This is a genomic window from Pseudooceanicola sp. (assembly GCF_041987405.1).
Classification (GTDB): domain Bacteria; phylum Pseudomonadota; class Alphaproteobacteria; order Rhodobacterales; family Rhodobacteraceae; genus Pseudooceanicola.
Genome location: NZ_JBHIWR010000005.1, coordinates 124676 through 141217, shown reverse-complemented (window position 1 = coordinate 141217; position 16542 = coordinate 124676). Strand labels below are relative to the sequence as shown.

Sequence of the window (16542 nt, the reverse complement as noted above, 5' to 3'; positions counted from 1 at the left end):
ATGGAGGACCCGTCATGAGCGGCAAGAAACTGACGTGTTTTAACTGCGGACAGGTGAACCGCGTCCCCGAAGACAAGCTCATGTCGGGGCCGAAATGCGGTACCTGCGGCGCAAGGCTGATCGGCGGCAAGGCGGCGGAGGTCGATCTGAAGACCCTGCAGAAAGCCGCCCGCACCGATGACCTCCCCGTTGTGGTGGATTTCTGGGCCCCCTGGTGCGGCCCCTGCCGGAGTATGGCGCCGGAGTTTTCCAAGGCGGCACAGGCGCTTGCGGGCAAGGCACGGCTGGTCAAGCTGAACACGCAGGACAATCCGAAGTCCGTCCAGACCTACGGCATCCGCGGCATCCCAACGATGATCGCCTTCGCCGGCGGTCAGGAGAAAAAGCGCAAGTCCGGCGCCATGCCCTCGACCGCGATCATCGACTGGGCGCAGGATCTCTAAGGGTCACGTCTGCAGGACTGTGACCTTCGTTCCGATCGGCACCTTTTTATAGAGGTCGATCACATGGTCGTTCAACATCCGGAAGCAGCCCGAAGAGGCCATGTGCCCGATGGACCGCGGTTCGATCGTGCCGTGGATGCGGACATAGGTGTCCTTGTTCCCCTCGTAGAGGTACATCGCCCGCGCCCCGAGCGGATTGCCCGGCCCGCCCGGCATCCGGTCCTGGTTGTCCTTGTACTTGCCATAGGCCCCCGGGTCCCGCGCGATCATCTCGTCCGTCGGGCGCCAGGTCGGCCATTCCACCTTGCGCTTGATCGTCGCGGTGCCGGTGTAGCCCAGCCCCGGGCGCGCGACCGCGATACCATAGCGCAGCGCCTCTTTCGGGCCGGTGACGTGATAGAGGAAGAAGCTGCGCGGCAGGATCACGATCTCCCCCGGCTGGAACCGCGCGGCGATCCGGACCCGCGTCGGCAGCAGGTGTTTCGGCGGCGTATAAGCCAGCGCGGGCAGGGGCAGGGCGGTCGCCGCTGCGGCGGTTGTCAGGAAGGAGCGGCGGGTGATCATGCGGGCAACCTCGTATTGCGATGTTGCGAAAATCTTGCCACGCGCCGAAGGAATTGTAACGGCAGGAAACCCTGACCTTTTCCCGCCCGACCCCCGCTTGTGTCGCCCGGGTCACGCTATCCGTTCACTTTCCGGTGAGGCGCGCAAGAAAAACGCCCGCGGGGGTCCGCGGGCGTCCGAATTCGCTAAGCCTGGGCTTAGAGCAGGGCGAGGTTGGTCGCGCTTTCGCGGCCGTCGCGCCCGGCTTCGAGGTCAAAGCTGACCTTCGCGCCGTCCTGCAGGCCGGTCAGGCCCGAACGCTCGACAGCGGAGATATGGACGAAAACGTCCTTGCTGCCGCCTTCGGGCTCGATGAAGCCGTAGCCTTTGGTGGTGTTGAACCATTTCACGGTGCCAGTGGCCATATCCGTGGTCTCCTGTTTCTGTTGCCGCCCGCGGAAGTGCGACGGCCCGGCTGTCCTAAATCTAGCGAGGACTGTTACCGGGTAGGGAAACAGGTAGTCGGTAGAGGTCGTATAGCTCTTTCTGTGTCGCATATTTCGCGTCATCCGTGAAGGTGATTCGCGGAAAGGCGGCAAGTTCGCGCCACCCTGTGGCCCCTCTGCCCGGGGCGCGGGAGGGGGGTGCGGGGAGGGGTGACACCGGGTTGTTCAGGTGTTTCGTTGACCCGTAGGATGGGTGCTCTGCACCCATCTCCCCAAATCCACCGTCAACGGGATGTTAACCGTGATCAGGCCACGATCCGGCATGACAGCCTATCGACGCCTGCGCCATCCGGGCGGGACCTACTTTTTCACGCTTGCCCTGCAGGACAGGAGATCGACCGCCCTCACGTCGCGGGTCGACCAGTTGCGCCACGCCTTCTTCCAGACTTTGTCGGAGCGTCCCGCCCATGTGGACGCCATCGTCATTCTTCCGGACCACCTCCACTGTATCTGGACACTGCCGGAGGGGGACACGGATTTCTCAACCCGATGGCGCCTAATCAAGGCCCGTTTCAGCGCCGCTTTGCCCCGGGGGCAGCGTCGTGCCTCGCTCCAGCGCAAGGGGGAACGGGGCCTCTGGCAGCGGCGCTTCTGGGAACACGCGATCCGGGATGATGCGGATTACGACGCCCACATAAGATACTGTTGGGGAAATCCGGTCAAACACGGGCTCGCGGCGCGGGCCTGCGACTGGCCGTATTCTTCGATTCATCGGGACATCAGGGAGGGCTGGGTTGCGCCGGAATGGGCGGGGCATGTGCCGGACGGGCAGTTTGGGGAATAGGGGGGCGACGACGGCTCATGATGGGTGCGGAGCACCCATCCTACGCGTGAGGCACATGATGCGCTTGTGCGTAGGATGGGTCGTCCCGACCCATCTTTTACGCCGACGCACCATCGCGATGCTCAACCGGGTGCCGCTCCCGCGGTCTGCATCCGCAAACCGCTGCCGCGCACGCGTCGAACCGCGCCGCGAACCCCAAGAAACCCGTCCTAGCGGACGAATTTCTTGTGTTTCAACCGTTTTGGTTCGACGGCATCCGGCCCCAGCCGCCGCTTCTTGTCTTCTTCGTAATCCTCGAAGTTCCCCTCGAACCACTCCACATGCGCGTCGCCTTCGAACGCCAGGATATGTGTACAGATCCGGTCGAGGAAGAAGCGGTCGTGGGAGATCACCACGGCACAGCCCGCGAACTCGGTCAGCGCGTCTTCCAGTGCCCGCAGCGTCTCCACATCCAGGTCGTTCGTTGGTTCGTCGAGCAGCAGGACATTGCCCCCCGATTTCAGCAGCCGTGCCATATGGACCCGGTTCCGCTCACCACCCGACAGCAGGTTCACCTTCTTCTGCTGATCGCCGCCCTTGAAGTTGAAGGACGAGCAATAGGCGCGGGAGTTCACCTGGGCGTCGCCCAGCTGGATGATCTCCGCCCCGCCGGTGATCGCCTCCCAGACAGTGTCGCCATCGGCCAGGTCGTCGCGCGATTGGTCGACGTAGCTCAGCTCCACCGTATCGCCCAGCTCGATCGAGCCTTCGTCGGGTTTTTCCTGCCCCGTCAGCATCTTGAAGAGCGTCGATTTGCCCGCGCCGTTCGGCCCAATCACGCCCACGATGCCGCCCGGCGGCAGCGAGAACGACAGATCCTCGATCAACAGCTTGTCGCCCATGTGCTTCTTCAGGCCCTCGACCTCGATCACCTTGCCGCCCAGCCGCTGGCCCGCCGGAATGACGATCTGTGCCCGGGTGATCTTCTCGCGCTCGGACTGGTTCGCCAGATCCTCATAGGCCTGGATACGCGCCTTGGATTTCGCCTGCCGGGCCTTGGCGCCCTGCCGCATCCATTCCAGTTCGCGTGCCAGCGTCTTCTGCTTGGCCTTGTCTTCCTTGGCCTCATGCTCCAGCCGCTTGGCCTTCTGCTCCAGCCACGACGAATAGTTGCCCTCGTAGGGGATGCCGCGGCCGCGGTCCAATTCGAGGATCCAGCCGGTGATGTCGTCCAGGAAATAGCGGTCGTGGGTGACGATCAGGATCGTGCCCTTGTAGTCGATCAGGTGCTGCTGCAGCCAGGCGATCGTCTCCGCGTCCAGGTGGTTGGTCGGTTCGTCGAGCAGCAGCATCTCCGGCTGTTCCAGCAGCAGCTTGCACAGCGCGACCCGGCGCTTTTCACCGCCCGACAGGGTGGAGACATCGGCATCGTCCGGCGGGCAGCGCAGCGCCTCCATCGAGATGTCGATCTGCGCGTCGAGGTCCCAGAGGTTCTGGCTGTCGATCTCGTCCTGCAGCTGCGCCATCTCGTCCGCAGTTTCGTCGGAATAGTTCATCGCCAGCTCGTTGAACCGGTCCAGCTTGGCCTTCTTCGCGGCCACGCCCAGCATGACGTTGCCGCGCACGTCCAGTGCGGGGTCCAGCTCCGGCTCCTGCGGCAGATAGCCGACCCTGGCGCCCTCGGCATGCCAGGCCTCGCCGGAGAAATCCTTGTCCCATCCCGCCATGATCTTGAGCAGCGTGGATTTACCCGCGCCGTTGACCCCGACGACACCGATCTTCACGCCGGGCAGGAAGTTCAGGTTGATGTTCTCGAAACACTTCTTGCCGCCCGGATAGGTCTTGGACACTCCGGACATGTGGTAGACGTATTGATAGGCGGCCATTGCGTTCCTCCGCTTGCAGACTTGCCCTCAGATACGCGTCCGGACCCGCGGGGACAATCGGGTCGGCATAAAAAATCCGCAGCCCTGCGCGACGGGCCGGGGAACCACGGGGCGGGCCGGGTCGTTTGTCCTTTCGACGACAGACGAAGTGATCGGATCAGACATCGTGGAGCGACAGGTGACCCGACCCGGCGACGGACCGGATGACGCCCCCCGGGCCACCCTGCCCGGGATTGAGGTGCTGGACCGGATCCAGTACCTTCTGCTGGCGATCCTGATCCTGATGGTCTTCTGGTCGATATGGGCGGCGAAGGTCGTGATCTTCCCGCTCGTTCTGGGTGTTCTCTTCACGCTGACGCTGTCGCCGCTGGTGCGCTGGCTGACCCGGTCCGGCCTGCCGACCAGCATTGCCGCCGTCGCCGTGATCGTCACGATCGGGGGCGGCTCGGCCACGGGTCTCTACCTGATGAGCGGGCCGGCCTCCTCCCTCGTCGAGTCCGTCCCCGAAATGCGCGCGGCGGCAGAGAGCAAACTGGTCCATCTGCGGCACAGGATGGCGCAGATGCAGGAGGCCGAAGAGCAGGTGCAGGAGCTTGCCAGCGGGGGTGACGGCGAGGAAAAGGAACGTATCCTCATCGACGGCCCGAACATCGTCGAAACGGCGCTGTCCTCGTTGGCCGGTGTGGGAACGACGCTGGTCATCGCGCTGATCCTCGCGATGTTCCTGCTGGCCTCGGGCGATATGTTCCAGCAGAAGCTGGTGCGCAGTTTCCCAAGGTTCCAGGACAAGAAACGCGCCCTGCGGATCAGCCGGGATGTCGAACGGCAGATCTCGCGCTACCTGGGCGCGATCACGGTGATCAACGCGGGGCTTGGCGTGTCGGTGGCGGCGGCGCTCTGGCTGCTGGGCATGCCCTATCCCTATGTCTGGGGCGTGGCGGCCTTCGCGCTGAACTTCATGCCCTATCTCGGGGCGATGATCGGCGTGGCGGCGATCACGGCGACCTCCCTCATCACCTTCGACACGACCGGGCAGATGATCGTCCCGCCCCTGGTCTACCTTCTGCTGACCTCGCTGGAGGGGCAGGTGGTGACGCCGGTGCTGGTCGGGCGACACCTGAGCCTGAATGCCGCCGCGGTCTTTGTCGCGGTGATCTTCTGGGCCTGGCTCTGGGGCGTGGCGGGGGCGCTGATGGCGGTGCCGTTCCTCGTCATGGTCAAGGTGGTCTGCGACCATGTTCCGGCGCTGACCGCTGCGGGTATGTTCCTCAGCGGGCCGGAGCCGGATCGCACGGGGCGCCGCGGGGGGCAGGCGCCCCCTCTTGGGTCCGGCTGAAAACTCGGGTAAGGCCATGGAATGCGTCACGACTTTCCCATGGGCACGCCCGGCATGGTGATCGGTCTTCTGGGGGGGTCCTTCGACCCCGCCCACGATGGCCATGTCCATATCACCCTTGAGGCAATGCGCCGTTTCGGCCTGACCCACGTCTGGTGGCTGGTCAGCCCGGGAAATCCGCTCAAACCCAATCCGCCGGCCCCCCTGGCCACCCGCATCGCCCGCGCCAGGGCCGAGATGCAGCACCCCCGCGTGACAATCACCGGGATCGAGGCGCAGCTGGGCACCCGCTATACCGCCGAAACCCTGCGCGCGCTGCGCCGCCGCTATCCCGGGGTGCGCTTTGTCTGGCTGATGGGGGCGGACAACCTGGCGCAGTTCGATCAATGGCAGGACTGGCGCTGGATCATGGACAACGTGCCGGTGGGCGTTCTGGCCCGCCCGGGCGACCGGATTTCGGCCCGGGTGTCGCGCGCGGCGCGGGTCTACGCCCATGCCCGCCTGCCCGCCGGGGCCTCGCGCCTGCTGGGGCGCAGCACGCCGCCGGCCTGGTGCTTCGTCAACGTTCCCATGGTCTCGCTCTCGTCAACAATGCTGCGCAAACGGGGCGACTGGGGCCAGAGCGCGCCGACGCGGGACAAAGACGCCTGATCCCACTTGAGGGCGCGGCGCAAGCCTGCTTAACCTTGCGCCATGACACGGCATTTCGAGCGACGCAGATTTCTGACCCTGGCCGCCGCGGCCCTGGCCCTGCCATCCGCCGGTCTGGCGGATATTCCCCGGACATCCCTGCGCCCCCAGGCCCGCCCCGGATCGGCGAAGCCCCTGGCGGTCACCTCCGACACGCTGCTGGAGCGCGCCAATCTGAGCGGCGAGATCAGCTTTTCCGTATTCGACCTCAACTCCGGCCGCCCGCTGGAGGCGCGCGATCCGACCCGCGCTCTGCCGCCCGCCAGCGTCGCCAAAAGCCTGACGGCCCTTTATGCGCTGGATATTCTTGGGCCCGATCACCGGTTCGAAACCCGCGTTTTCGGCACCGGGCCGGTGGAGAACGGTGTGCTCAAGGGCGATCTGATCCTCGCCGGGGGCGGCGATCCGACGTTGCAGACGAACGATCTCGCCGATCTGGCGAGCAAGGTGAAGGACACCGGCCTGCGGGAGGTGCGCGGCAAGTTCCTGGTCTGGGGCGGGGCGCTGCAATACGAGCCGGTCATCGACCGGCTGCAACCGGATCACGTCGGTTACAATCCGGCGATCTCGGGCCTCGCGCTGAACTACAACCGCGTCCATTTCGAATGGAAGCGCGAGGGCGGCAATTGGGGCGTCACCATGGATGCAAGGTCGGACCGCTACCGGCCCGCCGTGTCGATGGCGCGGATGCAGATCGTGAACCGGGCGGCACCGGTCTATACCTATGCCGATCAGGGCGGGCGCGATGACTGGACCGTGGCGCTGTCGGCGCTGGGCAAGGGGGGCTCGCGCTGGCTGCCCGTGCGCAAGCCCGAACTGTACGCGGGCGAGGTCTTTCACACGATGATGCGCGCCCATGGCATCGTGCTGAAGGACCCGCAGATCACCGCCCAAATGCCCGGCGCCACGCTGATCGCCGCCCGGAACAGCCCGCCGTTGTCGGGCATCCTGGAGGACATGCTCCTCTACTCCACCAACATCACGGCCGAGATGGTCGGCATGGCCGCCACCGTCCGCCGCCTGGGCAGCCCCCAGACCCTGGCCCGCTCCGCCCGCTCGATGAGCGACTGGGCACGCGAGCGATTCGGCCTGCGTGACACCGCCATGGTCGATCACTCCGGTCTGGGCGATGCCTCGCGCACCTCCGCCGGCGATCTGATCCGCGCAATGAACAACCCGCTGGCCCGCAACGGGTTGCGCCCGCTGCTGAAATCCATCCCGATGCGGAACGAGGAGTACACGGTGATGCGCAGCCACCCGCTGGAGGTGGTCGCCAAGACCGGCACCCTGAATTTCGTCAGCACCCTTGCGGGCTATGCGCGGATGCCGGACGGTACGGATCTGGCCTTTGCCATCCTCACCGCCGACACCGACCGGCGCGACGCGCTGAGCAAGGCGGAACGCGAACGCCCCTCGGGGGGACGGACCTGGAACCGCCGGTCAAAGCTTCTGCAGCACGCGCTGTTGCAACGGTGGAGCCTTATACACGCCGATTGATCCCTTCGGCGCCTCCTGACGGGCGGTCCTGTGCCCCGGCGTGTCCGTGGATTGGACCGTCCCGACGATTGGCAGCGCGCAAAGCAGCGCCACGCCCAGGGCGATAAACAGCGATTTCGACATTGGCCTCATCCTTTTGTTTTTGATTGAGGCCAAGGTGGCGGGTGGCGTTGCGCCGCACAATTCACAGGCGCGTGTAGCGGCGCGGGGCGGCGGGTTTTCGCGTGGGGGGTAGGGGGCAGTTCTGATCTGCATGCGAGGGTAGCTGGTCCTTGTGGAGGGCAGCGCTGACCCGCGGGGTGGCGCAAATGCGCCGCCCGTCACGCCAAAGGCGTGCCAGCATTGTTGGCGCACCTCAGGTGCGACGGGGGCGGGTCGGCGCAGCCCGGCGTGCCGCCGGGCCGAACCAATGATCGGTGTCGAGCAGAAGAATTTCTACCCAGTCCCCCTCAGATCGTCATGTGCCGCGCCCGGGCGCCGCGTTCGATCGCGCCGGCATGCAGGCGGTCGATGTTCAACTCGTCCCGGATCTCCTCCAGCAGGCGCAGCTCGCCCTCGCGGATCGCCCCGTCCGCCGCCGCCACATCGCAGGCCAGCGCATAGGCGGTTTCATTCAGCTTGTCCGGCATGTTGTCCCGCACCAGGCCAAACAGCGCATCCAGTCCGTCCTCCACCGCGAACAGGTCATAGACCGTCTTGGACAGCACCGTGATCCGGTCGATGTCGAAGGCGCCGAAGATCGGCAGGGTGTTCACCTGGTTCTCGATCTTGATCAGCTCCGATGTGCGGATGGTCTGGTCCGAGGCGGACACGGCGATCATCAGCATGACAAGGCAATCCTGCGGTGTCAGCGGGTGCGGAATTGAGTCGCTCATCACGATCCTCCGGGTGTGAGTGTTGCGGTGCAGAATATTGACCCTTGGCAGGCTGGGCAATAAGGAGGTGACCTTGACCGGACAGCATTCCGGCATGATGGAGATGGAGAGCAAGATGAGCGATCTGCGCGACGCGGGGATGACGTCCAAGGCCTGGCCCTTCGAAGAGGCGCGCGTGCTGCTCAAACGGTACGAGAATAAGCCGCCCGAAAAGGGCTATGTGCTGTTCGAAACCGGCTATGGGCCGTCGGGCCTGCCCCATATCGGCACCTTCGGCGAGGTGCTGCGGACCACCATGATCCGCCGCGCCTTCGAAGTGATCTCCGACATCCCGACCCGTCTAATCTGTTTTTCCGACGACATGGACGGCATGCGCAAGATCCCCGGCAACGTGCCGAACCAGGAGCGGCTGCGCGAAGACATCCAGAAGCCGCTGACCTCCGTCTACGACCCGTTCGAAACGCACGAGAGCTTTGGCCACCACAACAACGCCATGCTGCGCCGGTTCCTCGACACCTTCGGGTTCGAGTATGAGTTCTATTCGGCCACCGAATTCTACAAGTCCGGCCAGTTCGACGAGGTGTTGAAGCGGGCAGTCGAGCGCTATGACGACGTCATGAAGGTCATGCTCAAGTCGCTGCGTGAGGAGCGCCAGCAGACCTATTCCATCTTCCTGCCGATCCACCCGGAAACGGGGCGGGTGCTCTATGTCCCGATGAAATCGGTGAACAAGGACGACTACACCATCACCTTCGACGACGAGGACGGCCGCGAGTGGACGCTGCCCGTCACCGGGGGCAACGTGAAGCTGCAGTGGAAGCCGGATTTCGGCGCCCGTTGGGCCGCGCTGGATGTCGATTTCGAGATGTACGGCAAGGACCATTCCACCAACACGCCGATCTACGACCGCATCTGCGAGATCCTCGGCGGGCAAAAGCCCGAGCATTTCACCTATGAGCTGTTCCTGGACGACAAGGGGCAGAAGATCTCCAAGTCTTCGGGCAACGGCATCTCCATCGACGAATGGCTGACCTACGCCTCGACCGAGAGCCTGTCCTACTTCATGTTCGCCAAGCCCAAGACGGCCAAGCGGCTGTATTTCGACGTCATCCCCAAGGCGATGGACGAATACCACCAGCAACTGCGCGCCTACCCGGACCAGACGGTGGAACAGCAGGTGGCGAACCCGGTCTTCCACATCCACAACGGCGATGTGCCCGCGTCGGACATGGTCGTGCCCTTCTCGATGCTGCTTAACCTCGCCTCCGTGGCCGGGGCCGAAGACACCGAAACCCTCTGGGGCTTCATCCGCCGCTACGCGCCCGAAGCGACACCGGAGGCGAACCCGCAGCTGGACGCCGCAGCCGGTTACGCGGTGCGCTATTACAACGACTTCGTGAAGCCGGAGAAGGTCTTCCGCGCCCCGACCGATCAGGAACGCGAGGCTCTGGAGGCGCTGCGCGACGCGCTGAAGGCCTATGACGGCGCGGTCGATGGCGACGCCCTGCAACAGGTGGTCTTCGACGTGGGCCGCGACCGGTTCGACCCGATGCGCAACTGGTTCAAGGCGCTCTACGAGGTGCTTCTGGGCGCCTCGCAGGGGCCGCGCTTTGGCGGGTTCATCGCGCTTTACGGGGTGGAAAACACCGTGGCCCTGATCGACAAGGGCCTCGCGGGCGAGTTGGGCTGAGATGGCGGGCCGGACGGGATATGAACCGCTCGGCCAGCTGAAACCCTTCGGTCCGGACATCTGGATCGTCGACGGTCCGAACATCCGCTTCTACGGCATGCCCTTTCCGACCCGTATGACCGTGGTGCGCCTGCGCGACGGCGGGCTCTGGCTGCATTCCCCGATCGCGCTGGACGAGGCCCTGCAGGCGGAGATCGCCGCGCTCGGCCCCGTCCGCCACCTCGTCGCGCCGAACTGGATCCATTACGCCAGCGTGTACCAGTGGCAGGAGGGCTGGCCGGAGGCGCCGACATGGGCCGCCCCCGGCGTCGCCGCGCGGGCCAAAAAGCATGACGTCCCGATCCGCATCGATACGGAGGTGACCAACGACGCCGCCCCGGACTGGTCGGACGAGATCCCCTTCCGCCATGTCACCGGCAGCCCGGTGCATTCCGAGGTCGTCTTCTTTCACGGGGCGAGCCGGACCCTGATCCTCACTGACCTGATCGAGAATTTCGCCCCCGAACACCTGCCTTGGTGGATGTCGGCGGTCACCCGGCTGGCCGGCATCGTGACACCAGACGGGCGCACGCCCCCGGATATCGCAGCGACCTTTCGCAAGGCGAAGCCCGAGGTGCGCGCGCATATCGAGTGGATGATCGGGCAGGGGCCGGAGAAGGTCATCATGGCCCATGGCAGACCCTACGAAGAGGATGCCGTCCCGCGGCTGCGCCACGCCTTTCGCCAGTTGCTGCGCTAGGGGACGCCCCTGCGGGCCGTGGCCTCCGGCGGAGATATTTGTGGCAAAAAGAAACTGAAGGGCGTCCTCGCCCGTATCTCTGGTATCATGACCAGAGGAGGGCGCCATGCGTGCAATCTTGCTACTTGTCCTGACCATCCTGTTGGCGGGCCCGCTGCAGGCCCAGGACGGCCCCGGATCGGTGATCCGCGACCAGTTCCAGGCCTTCCGCGCCGATGACCTGCCCCGCGCCTTTTCCCATGCCAGCCCGATGATTCAGGGCTATTTCCAGACGCCCGATCGGTTCGGCCGCATGGTCGAACAGGGGTATCCGCAGATCCGCGAGCCCGGCGAGGTGACCCTGCAGGAGCTGCGAGAGGAGGGCGGGCGGCTGATCCAGCGGCTGACGGTCTTTGACGGCAACGGCCTGCCGCATCTCTTTGACTACGAGGTGATCCGGACCGAAAACGGCTGGAAGATCAACGGCGTGCGCTATGTCAAAGGGCCGCCCATGTCGGTCTGATCCGACGCGGCGCAGGCCACCGCGCGGTGGCCAAAGGCTTCGTTAATCATCTGTTCATAGCTTTCTCCCCAACCCGCGCGGGCCATGGCCCCCGCCAGCAACCGGGACAGAAGGGGAAGACGATGAACAAGGCGATCACCGAGGGCATCCAGTTCATGCCGACGGCATTTTCGGAGGGGCTGGAGGTCTGGTCCAGCGGCGACGGGACGGCCGGATCGGACACCTACGACGGCTCCGCCAATGCGGCCTATGTCCCGGCGGATCAGGATTTTTCGGGATGTCTGGAAATCCTGAAATCATCGACGACACAGAAACTGCGCTATATGGGGCAGACGCCGATCCTGCCCGGCTGCTACCTGCGCGTGACCGCGCGGGTCAAGGCGGTCAGCGGCGCGCTGCCCTCGGTCCGGATCGCGGGCTGGGCCGGGAGGGACAATGACACCCATGTCGGCGGGCTGACCGAAACCGGGCCCTCGGTGACCCTGCAGAGCTATGGCGAGGTGGTGGAGATCCAGGCCATCGTCGGCACCGGGTACCGCCCCGGCGTGGACATGCCCTGGGGGCAGGCGCCGGAGTACGGCTATTTCGGGCTGGACCTGACCGGGGCCAATGGCGGCACGGTGCGCATCGACGACATCGTGATCGAGGACATCACATCGGTCTTCCTGCGGGACATGATGTCCTGGGTCGACGTGCGCGATTTCGGTGCCCGAGGCGACGGTGTCACTGATGACCACGCTGCCTTTGCCGCCGCCGATGACGCCGCCAACGGGCGGATGGTCATGGTGCCGGGCGGGGTCTATCACCTGGCCGAGAGCATCGTGATCCGCAACCGCATCCGGTTCGAGGGTACGGTGACCATGCCGACGGACAAGATCCTCTCGCTGACCAAGGATTTCGACCTGCCCGCCTATATCGACGCCTTCGGGGACGAGGAGCTGGCCTTTCGCAAGGCCTTTCAGGCGCTGCTGAACAACACCGATCACGAAAGCCTCGACCTGGGCGGGCGGCGCATCGGGGTGACCGCCCCGATCGACATGCAGGCCGCGGTGGCCAACAAGCAGAGCTATCAGACCCGGCGCCTGATCCATAACGGCCAGTTTGAATGCATCGACGGCCCGGCCTGGGACACGACCACCGTCACCTCCCAGGCGACCTATACGCCGGGCAATGCCTACAAGCTGACCAATGTCACCAATGTCGCCAATATTCCCGTCGGCTCCCTGGTCACCGCCCATGGGGTGGGGCGCGAGGTCTATGTCCGCGACACCAATATCGGCGCGCAGGAGGTGACGCTCTCCAAGCCGCTCTACGATGCGGCGGGGACGCAGAATTTCACCTTTCAGAGGTTTAAATATCTGTTGGATTTCAGCGGCTTTTCCCGGGTCGACAAGATGGCCCTGTCGAATATCGAGTTCCAGTGCTGGGGCGATTGTTCCGCCATCCTGCTGCCCCCGACCGGTGTGGTCTTTCACCTGCGTGACTGCTTCATCACCCGGCCCCGGGATCGCGGCATCACCTCGCACGGGACGGGCTGTCAGGGCCTGCTGATCGACCGTTGTCAGTTTCTGTCGGATGAGGCCGCCAAGCTGGGGCAGGACCGGGTCTCCATCGGGTTCAACACCAATGCCAACGACATCAAGATCCGCGACAACCGCGCCCAGCATCTGCGCCATTTCGCCGTGGTCGGCGGGGCCAATTCGCTGTTCACCGGTAACCATTTCTTCCAGGGCGACGGGGCGACCAATGCGATCCGCACCGCCGGGGTGATCCTGACGGAGATCTCGGCCCGCATGACATTCACCGGCAATTACGTCGACAACTGCCATATCGAATGGGCCAATGAACACGACCCCGCGCCGGAATTCGGGTCGGAACTGTCCTTCTCCGCCATGAATATCTCCGGCAATATCTTCCTGGCCAGCCATGTTGCGCCCTGGTTCACCTTCCTGACGCTGCGCCCCCATGGGCCGGGTCACTTCGTCAATGGCCTCTCGGTGACCGGGAACCTCTTCCGTATCGTCGGCGGCCATACCGACCGGGTGGAGCGGATCGACACCTCCTTCGCCGCGATGGACATGAGCCGGATGAAGAACATCACCTTTGCCGACAATGCCTATAACCAGGTCGACGAGACGACGGTGAACCCAGTGTTCCTGGAGCATGGCCAGAGCAGCCCGGCGCTGACCTGGACCGTCGACTGCGGCCCGCAACTGCCCTTTGGCGGCTGGGCGCAGACAGTGGAGTCGGTGATCGTGAAGAACGGCGTCACCACTGCAGGCAACGTCAAGAAATTCGGCATGCCGCATGTCCGGACGGAGCAGGGATCGGCGCGCGACCGCATCACCCTGAGATGGGAGACCGAGGTCAAGGGCACCATTCAGGCCAAGGTCCGGATGGACAACCCGCTATGATCAGCGGGTCAGATCCCCGGGCGTCAGGCGAAAGGCCTTGCCGAAGCCGCCGTTGAGAAAGCCGCGCTGCACCTCGAACCGGATGAAGTAGAAATCGCCGAAGTCGATGTAGAGCTTCGATTTCGGACGCAGCGCCAGGTAATGGTCGCGCAGGGCGGCAAAGGCGGGATCGTCGCGCGCGATACTCACCGCCCGGGCCTGCACCGTCAGCCGGGGATGGGTCAGCGGATCACCCCGGTCCTCCGGCTCTCCGACCAGAAGCGAGGCCTCGGGATTGGCGCGCAGCGCCGTCGCATGGGCCGAAAGCGAGGAGATCAGACTGACCGGCGTGCCCTCGGCATCGCAGGCCAGCGCGACGCGGCTGAGAAAGGGCGCGCCGGTTTCGGGATCAATCACGCCAAGCGCGGCGAAGGTCGCCGCATCCAGCAGGTCACGCGCCAGGCGGCGGGCCTCGTCATCGGTCGGTCGGATCGGGTCGGTCATGGCGTGACGCTAGTCGGGGCGGTCGGGGATCACAAGGTGACGGGGCGGCGGGCGCTGTTTGCGGGGTTTGGACACCGGCGGGGGACCCCCGCCCTACGGCGATTGCGATCCGCCCACCAAAAAGACGCCCGCCGGGAGAGAGAGACCGGCGGGCGTCTTCGGAGGGACAGCGAGGCCGCTCAGGCGGCCAGGCTGTGGACGTCCATGGGAAGGGTGCAGAGGCGGTAGCCCTGGGAAAAGGAGGTGGCGATCACATCCTCCAGCGCCCCGGCCGCCGCCAGCTTGGCGCGGATGCGGCAGATGTAGACGTCGATGATCTTCACATCCGGCTCGTCCTGCCAGGCGTAGAGCTGCAGCATGATCTCCTCCCGCGTGATCAGCGCGCCCCGGCGCAGTGCCATCGTCTCCACCAGCTCATATTCCAGGCGGGTCAGATGCACCGGCATGTCGCCATAGCGCACCTGCTGCCGCTCCAGATCCACATAGAGCCCGCCGAACTCGACCTCCGACGTGGCAAAGCCTGCGGCGCGGCGGATATAGGCGCGCAGCCGCGCCATGATGTCGCCGATACCGTGGTCGGGCCAGCGGATCACGTCATCCGCGCCACGCGCCAGGGCGCGGGTGGTCAGGTCATTGTCCACCTTGCGGGCAAAGAGGCAGATCGGGATATGGCCCTTCACCGCGCGGATCCGGCCGATCAGCTCCAGCGCCTCGCCATCGGGCAGATCCGGGTCGATCAGGATCGCATCCTGTTGCCCGTTCAGGACATATTCCATCAGATCCGCCGCATCCGGCGCCTCGGTCACGAAGAAGCCCGCGCCGCGCAGTTCGCGCGCCAGAATGGCCATGTTCCAGGTGGTGTCGGTCAAAAGAAGTCGCATCGCGCCGGGCCTTTGCTTGAGGCAGGGGCGGGCAATGCGGACCGGGGCGGGCCATGCCGGCCCACACCGTTGTCTGAATTGTTGAGGAGGGGACGACCTTCTGCCGCCGATGGCCCGGATATACCCCGAGGGCCCGGGGCTGTGACCTAGCCGAAAGGATAAAAGCGGTGTGTTTCGAGGGGTTTGGTTAATGGGGTGTGCGGGGAAGTTAACTCTTTCACGTCTTGCCGCGCCTGCAGGTCAGGTCCACTTGCTGAGGGCGGGACTCAGGATCGTCGTGCCGCAGATCGCTGCCAGCCGATGGCAGAGGAGCCCCGGAAAACCGACCCACGCCAACGCCCTCGCCAGAACTTGCCCCACACCGACCGCGACCCCACATAGTCCCAAACAGAAAAGGAGACGGTTGATGAAATGTCCTGTGGACGGAGCAGATCTGATGATGACGGCGCGGCAGGGGGTCGAGATCGACTATTGCCCGAAATGCCGGGGCGTCTGGCTGGACCGGGGGGAACTGGACAAGATCATCGACCGCCAGAACGCCGAGACAGCCAGCGTCCCCCGTCAGAACCGCCCCGTCCGCGAACCGGCGCGGGACAGCTATTACGAAGAGCCGCGCTACCGCGAGGAGGGGCGGCGCAAGTACCAGGACGGCGGCTACTACAAGCGTCCGAAGTACAAGAAGCGCAAGTCGATCCTGTCGGAGATCTTTGATTTCGATTGAGGGTTGGGGTGGCGGGGCTGGCGGGTCAACCGCAATCACGCGCGCGAGAGGATGCGGATTACCCTATCTTCTTCCGTGGTCCACCAGCATGTCGCAAAGATCTATGTCCCGGGTCCCGGCCCGGGTCCGTTGCGGCGTGTTGAGGAATGTAGTTGATCAGAACTGGAGGTATTTCCACTCCGGTCCGCAGAACTTTACTCGCAACCAATCCCGTTTTTGTCTCTGTCCAGGCCGTAAATATCACGTCCTACGACCCTGACAGGGCCACGCACATAAGCAGGGCCGTTACCGGAGCCGCCCGCGCAATCGACGTCGGACGCGATCGGAACGCAGGCTCCGGCGTAATTTGGGTCGCAGGCTTGTACAGTCTGAATTGGTGGAGTCGCGGTCTGCGCAAAGGCTGGGGCGCTCCCAATTGCGCCAAGTATGGCACATGAAAAGGCGCAAATAGACCTGAGGCGCATTTCGGACTCGCATTAACGATTTATTAACCGAAGTTAACATGCGTGCCCGTGTCGACTAAATCAAGAGAGCGAGGCGCAAGTGCCGGAAACTCTGTGTTGAATTGAAAAT

The 16542-nt window shown here is 64.7% G+C and carries 16 protein-coding genes; 10 read left to right on the top strand and 6 right to left on the bottom strand.

The window, feature by feature from the left end:
• Positions 1–14 precede the first annotated feature (14 nt).
• Positions 15–443, top strand: a complete 429-nt coding sequence (trxC, locus tag ACFC2Y_RS14030) for a thioredoxin TrxC (RefSeq protein ID WP_375175583.1) — start codon at positions 15–17, stop codon at positions 441–443.
• Positions 444–446: 3 nt separating this feature from the next.
• On the opposite strand, the gene ACFC2Y_RS14025 is transcribed toward trxC, so the two are convergent.
• On the bottom strand, positions 447–1007 hold the full coding sequence (locus ACFC2Y_RS14025) for a L,D-transpeptidase (RefSeq protein ID WP_375175584.1): 561 nt from the start codon (positions 1005–1007) through the stop codon (positions 447–449).
• Positions 1008–1204: 197 nt separating this feature from the next.
• Entirely contained in the window at positions 1205–1411 is a 207-nt protein-coding gene (locus tag ACFC2Y_RS14020; protein WP_375175585.1) for a cold-shock protein, read from the bottom strand.
• Between the two features lie 343 nt (positions 1412–1754).
• Between ACFC2Y_RS14020 and ACFC2Y_RS14015 the strand changes: the two genes are divergently transcribed.
• Positions 1755–2276, top strand: coding sequence for a transposase (locus ACFC2Y_RS14015; RefSeq protein ID WP_375175586.1), 522 nt, complete (start codon positions 1755–1757; stop codon positions 2274–2276).
• 209 nt (positions 2277–2485) lie between these two features.
• On the opposite strand, the gene ettA is transcribed toward ACFC2Y_RS14015, so the two are convergent.
• Entirely contained in the window at positions 2486–4141 is a 1656-nt protein-coding gene (ettA, locus tag ACFC2Y_RS14010; RefSeq protein ID WP_375175587.1) for an energy-dependent translational throttle protein EttA, read from the bottom strand.
• A gap of 178 nt (positions 4142–4319) precedes the next feature.
• On the opposite strand from ettA, the gene ACFC2Y_RS14005 reads away from it, so the two are divergent.
• The 3 genes from ACFC2Y_RS14005 to dacB are packed head-to-tail and all read left to right on the top strand — an operon-like array spanning position 4320 to position 7664.
• Positions 4320–5477 carry an AI-2E family transporter gene (locus tag ACFC2Y_RS14005; protein WP_375175588.1) on the top strand — a complete coding sequence of 386 codons (1158 nt, stop codon included), beginning with the start codon at positions 4320–4322 and terminating at the stop codon, positions 5475–5477.
• Positions 5478–5498: 21 nt separating this feature from the next.
• Entirely contained in the window at positions 5499–6128 is a 630-nt protein-coding gene (locus tag ACFC2Y_RS14000) for a nicotinate-nucleotide adenylyltransferase (RefSeq protein WP_375175589.1), read from the top strand.
• A gap of 42 nt (positions 6129–6170) precedes the next feature.
• The gene (gene dacB / locus ACFC2Y_RS13995; RefSeq protein ID WP_375175590.1) at positions 6171–7664 is read left to right on the top strand and encodes a D-alanyl-D-alanine carboxypeptidase/D-alanyl-D-alanine-endopeptidase; all 1494 of its coding nucleotides are present in this window, start codon (positions 6171–6173) and stop codon (positions 7662–7664) included.
• A gap of 449 nt (positions 7665–8113) precedes the next feature.
• On the opposite strand, the gene ACFC2Y_RS13990 is transcribed toward dacB, so the two are convergent.
• Positions 8114–8539 carry a tellurite resistance TerB family protein gene (locus ACFC2Y_RS13990; RefSeq protein WP_375175591.1) on the bottom strand — a complete coding sequence of 142 codons (426 nt, stop codon included), beginning with the start codon at positions 8537–8539 and terminating at the stop codon, positions 8114–8116.
• Positions 8540–8654: 115 nt separating this feature from the next.
• On the opposite strand from ACFC2Y_RS13990, the gene ACFC2Y_RS13985 reads away from it, so the two are divergent.
• The 4 genes from ACFC2Y_RS13985 to ACFC2Y_RS13970 all read left to right on the top strand — a co-directional run bounded on the left by ACFC2Y_RS13985 (position 8655) and on the right by ACFC2Y_RS13970 (position 13884).
• Positions 8655–10229 carry a lysine--tRNA ligase gene (locus ACFC2Y_RS13985; RefSeq protein ID WP_375175707.1) on the top strand — a complete coding sequence of 525 codons (1575 nt, stop codon included), beginning with the start codon at positions 8655–8657 and terminating at the stop codon, positions 10227–10229.
• Between the two features lies 1 nt (position 10230).
• Positions 10231–10968 (top strand): DUF4336 domain-containing protein, encoded by a 738-nt coding sequence (locus ACFC2Y_RS13980; RefSeq protein WP_375175592.1) that lies wholly within the window; start codon positions 10231–10233, stop codon positions 10966–10968.
• A 106-nt stretch (positions 10969–11074) separates the two neighbouring features.
• Positions 11075–11470 carry a DUF4864 domain-containing protein gene (locus tag ACFC2Y_RS13975; protein WP_375175593.1) on the top strand — a complete coding sequence of 132 codons (396 nt, stop codon included), beginning with the start codon at positions 11075–11077 and terminating at the stop codon, positions 11468–11470.
• Positions 11471–11592: 122 nt separating this feature from the next.
• Positions 11593–13884: a glycosyl hydrolase family 28-related protein gene (locus tag ACFC2Y_RS13970; RefSeq protein ID WP_375175594.1), complete on the top strand. Its 2292-nt coding sequence runs from the start codon at positions 11593–11595 to the stop codon at positions 13882–13884.
• Here ACFC2Y_RS13970 and ACFC2Y_RS13965 read toward each other — a convergent pair whose 3' ends face one another.
• Entirely contained in the window at positions 13885–14367 is a 483-nt protein-coding gene (locus ACFC2Y_RS13965) for a HugZ family protein (RefSeq protein ID WP_375175595.1), read from the bottom strand.
• A gap of 179 nt (positions 14368–14546) precedes the next feature.
• Positions 14547–15248, bottom strand: a complete 702-nt coding sequence (locus ACFC2Y_RS13960) for a response regulator transcription factor (RefSeq protein WP_375175596.1) — start codon at positions 15246–15248, stop codon at positions 14547–14549.
• Positions 15249–15654: 406 nt separating this feature from the next.
• On the opposite strand from ACFC2Y_RS13960, the gene ACFC2Y_RS13955 reads away from it, so the two are divergent.
• A complete protein-coding gene (locus ACFC2Y_RS13955) occupies positions 15655–15969 on the top strand; it encodes a zf-TFIIB domain-containing protein (protein ID WP_375175597.1) in 315 nt (104 codons plus the stop codon).
• Positions 15970–16542 lie beyond the last annotated feature (573 nt).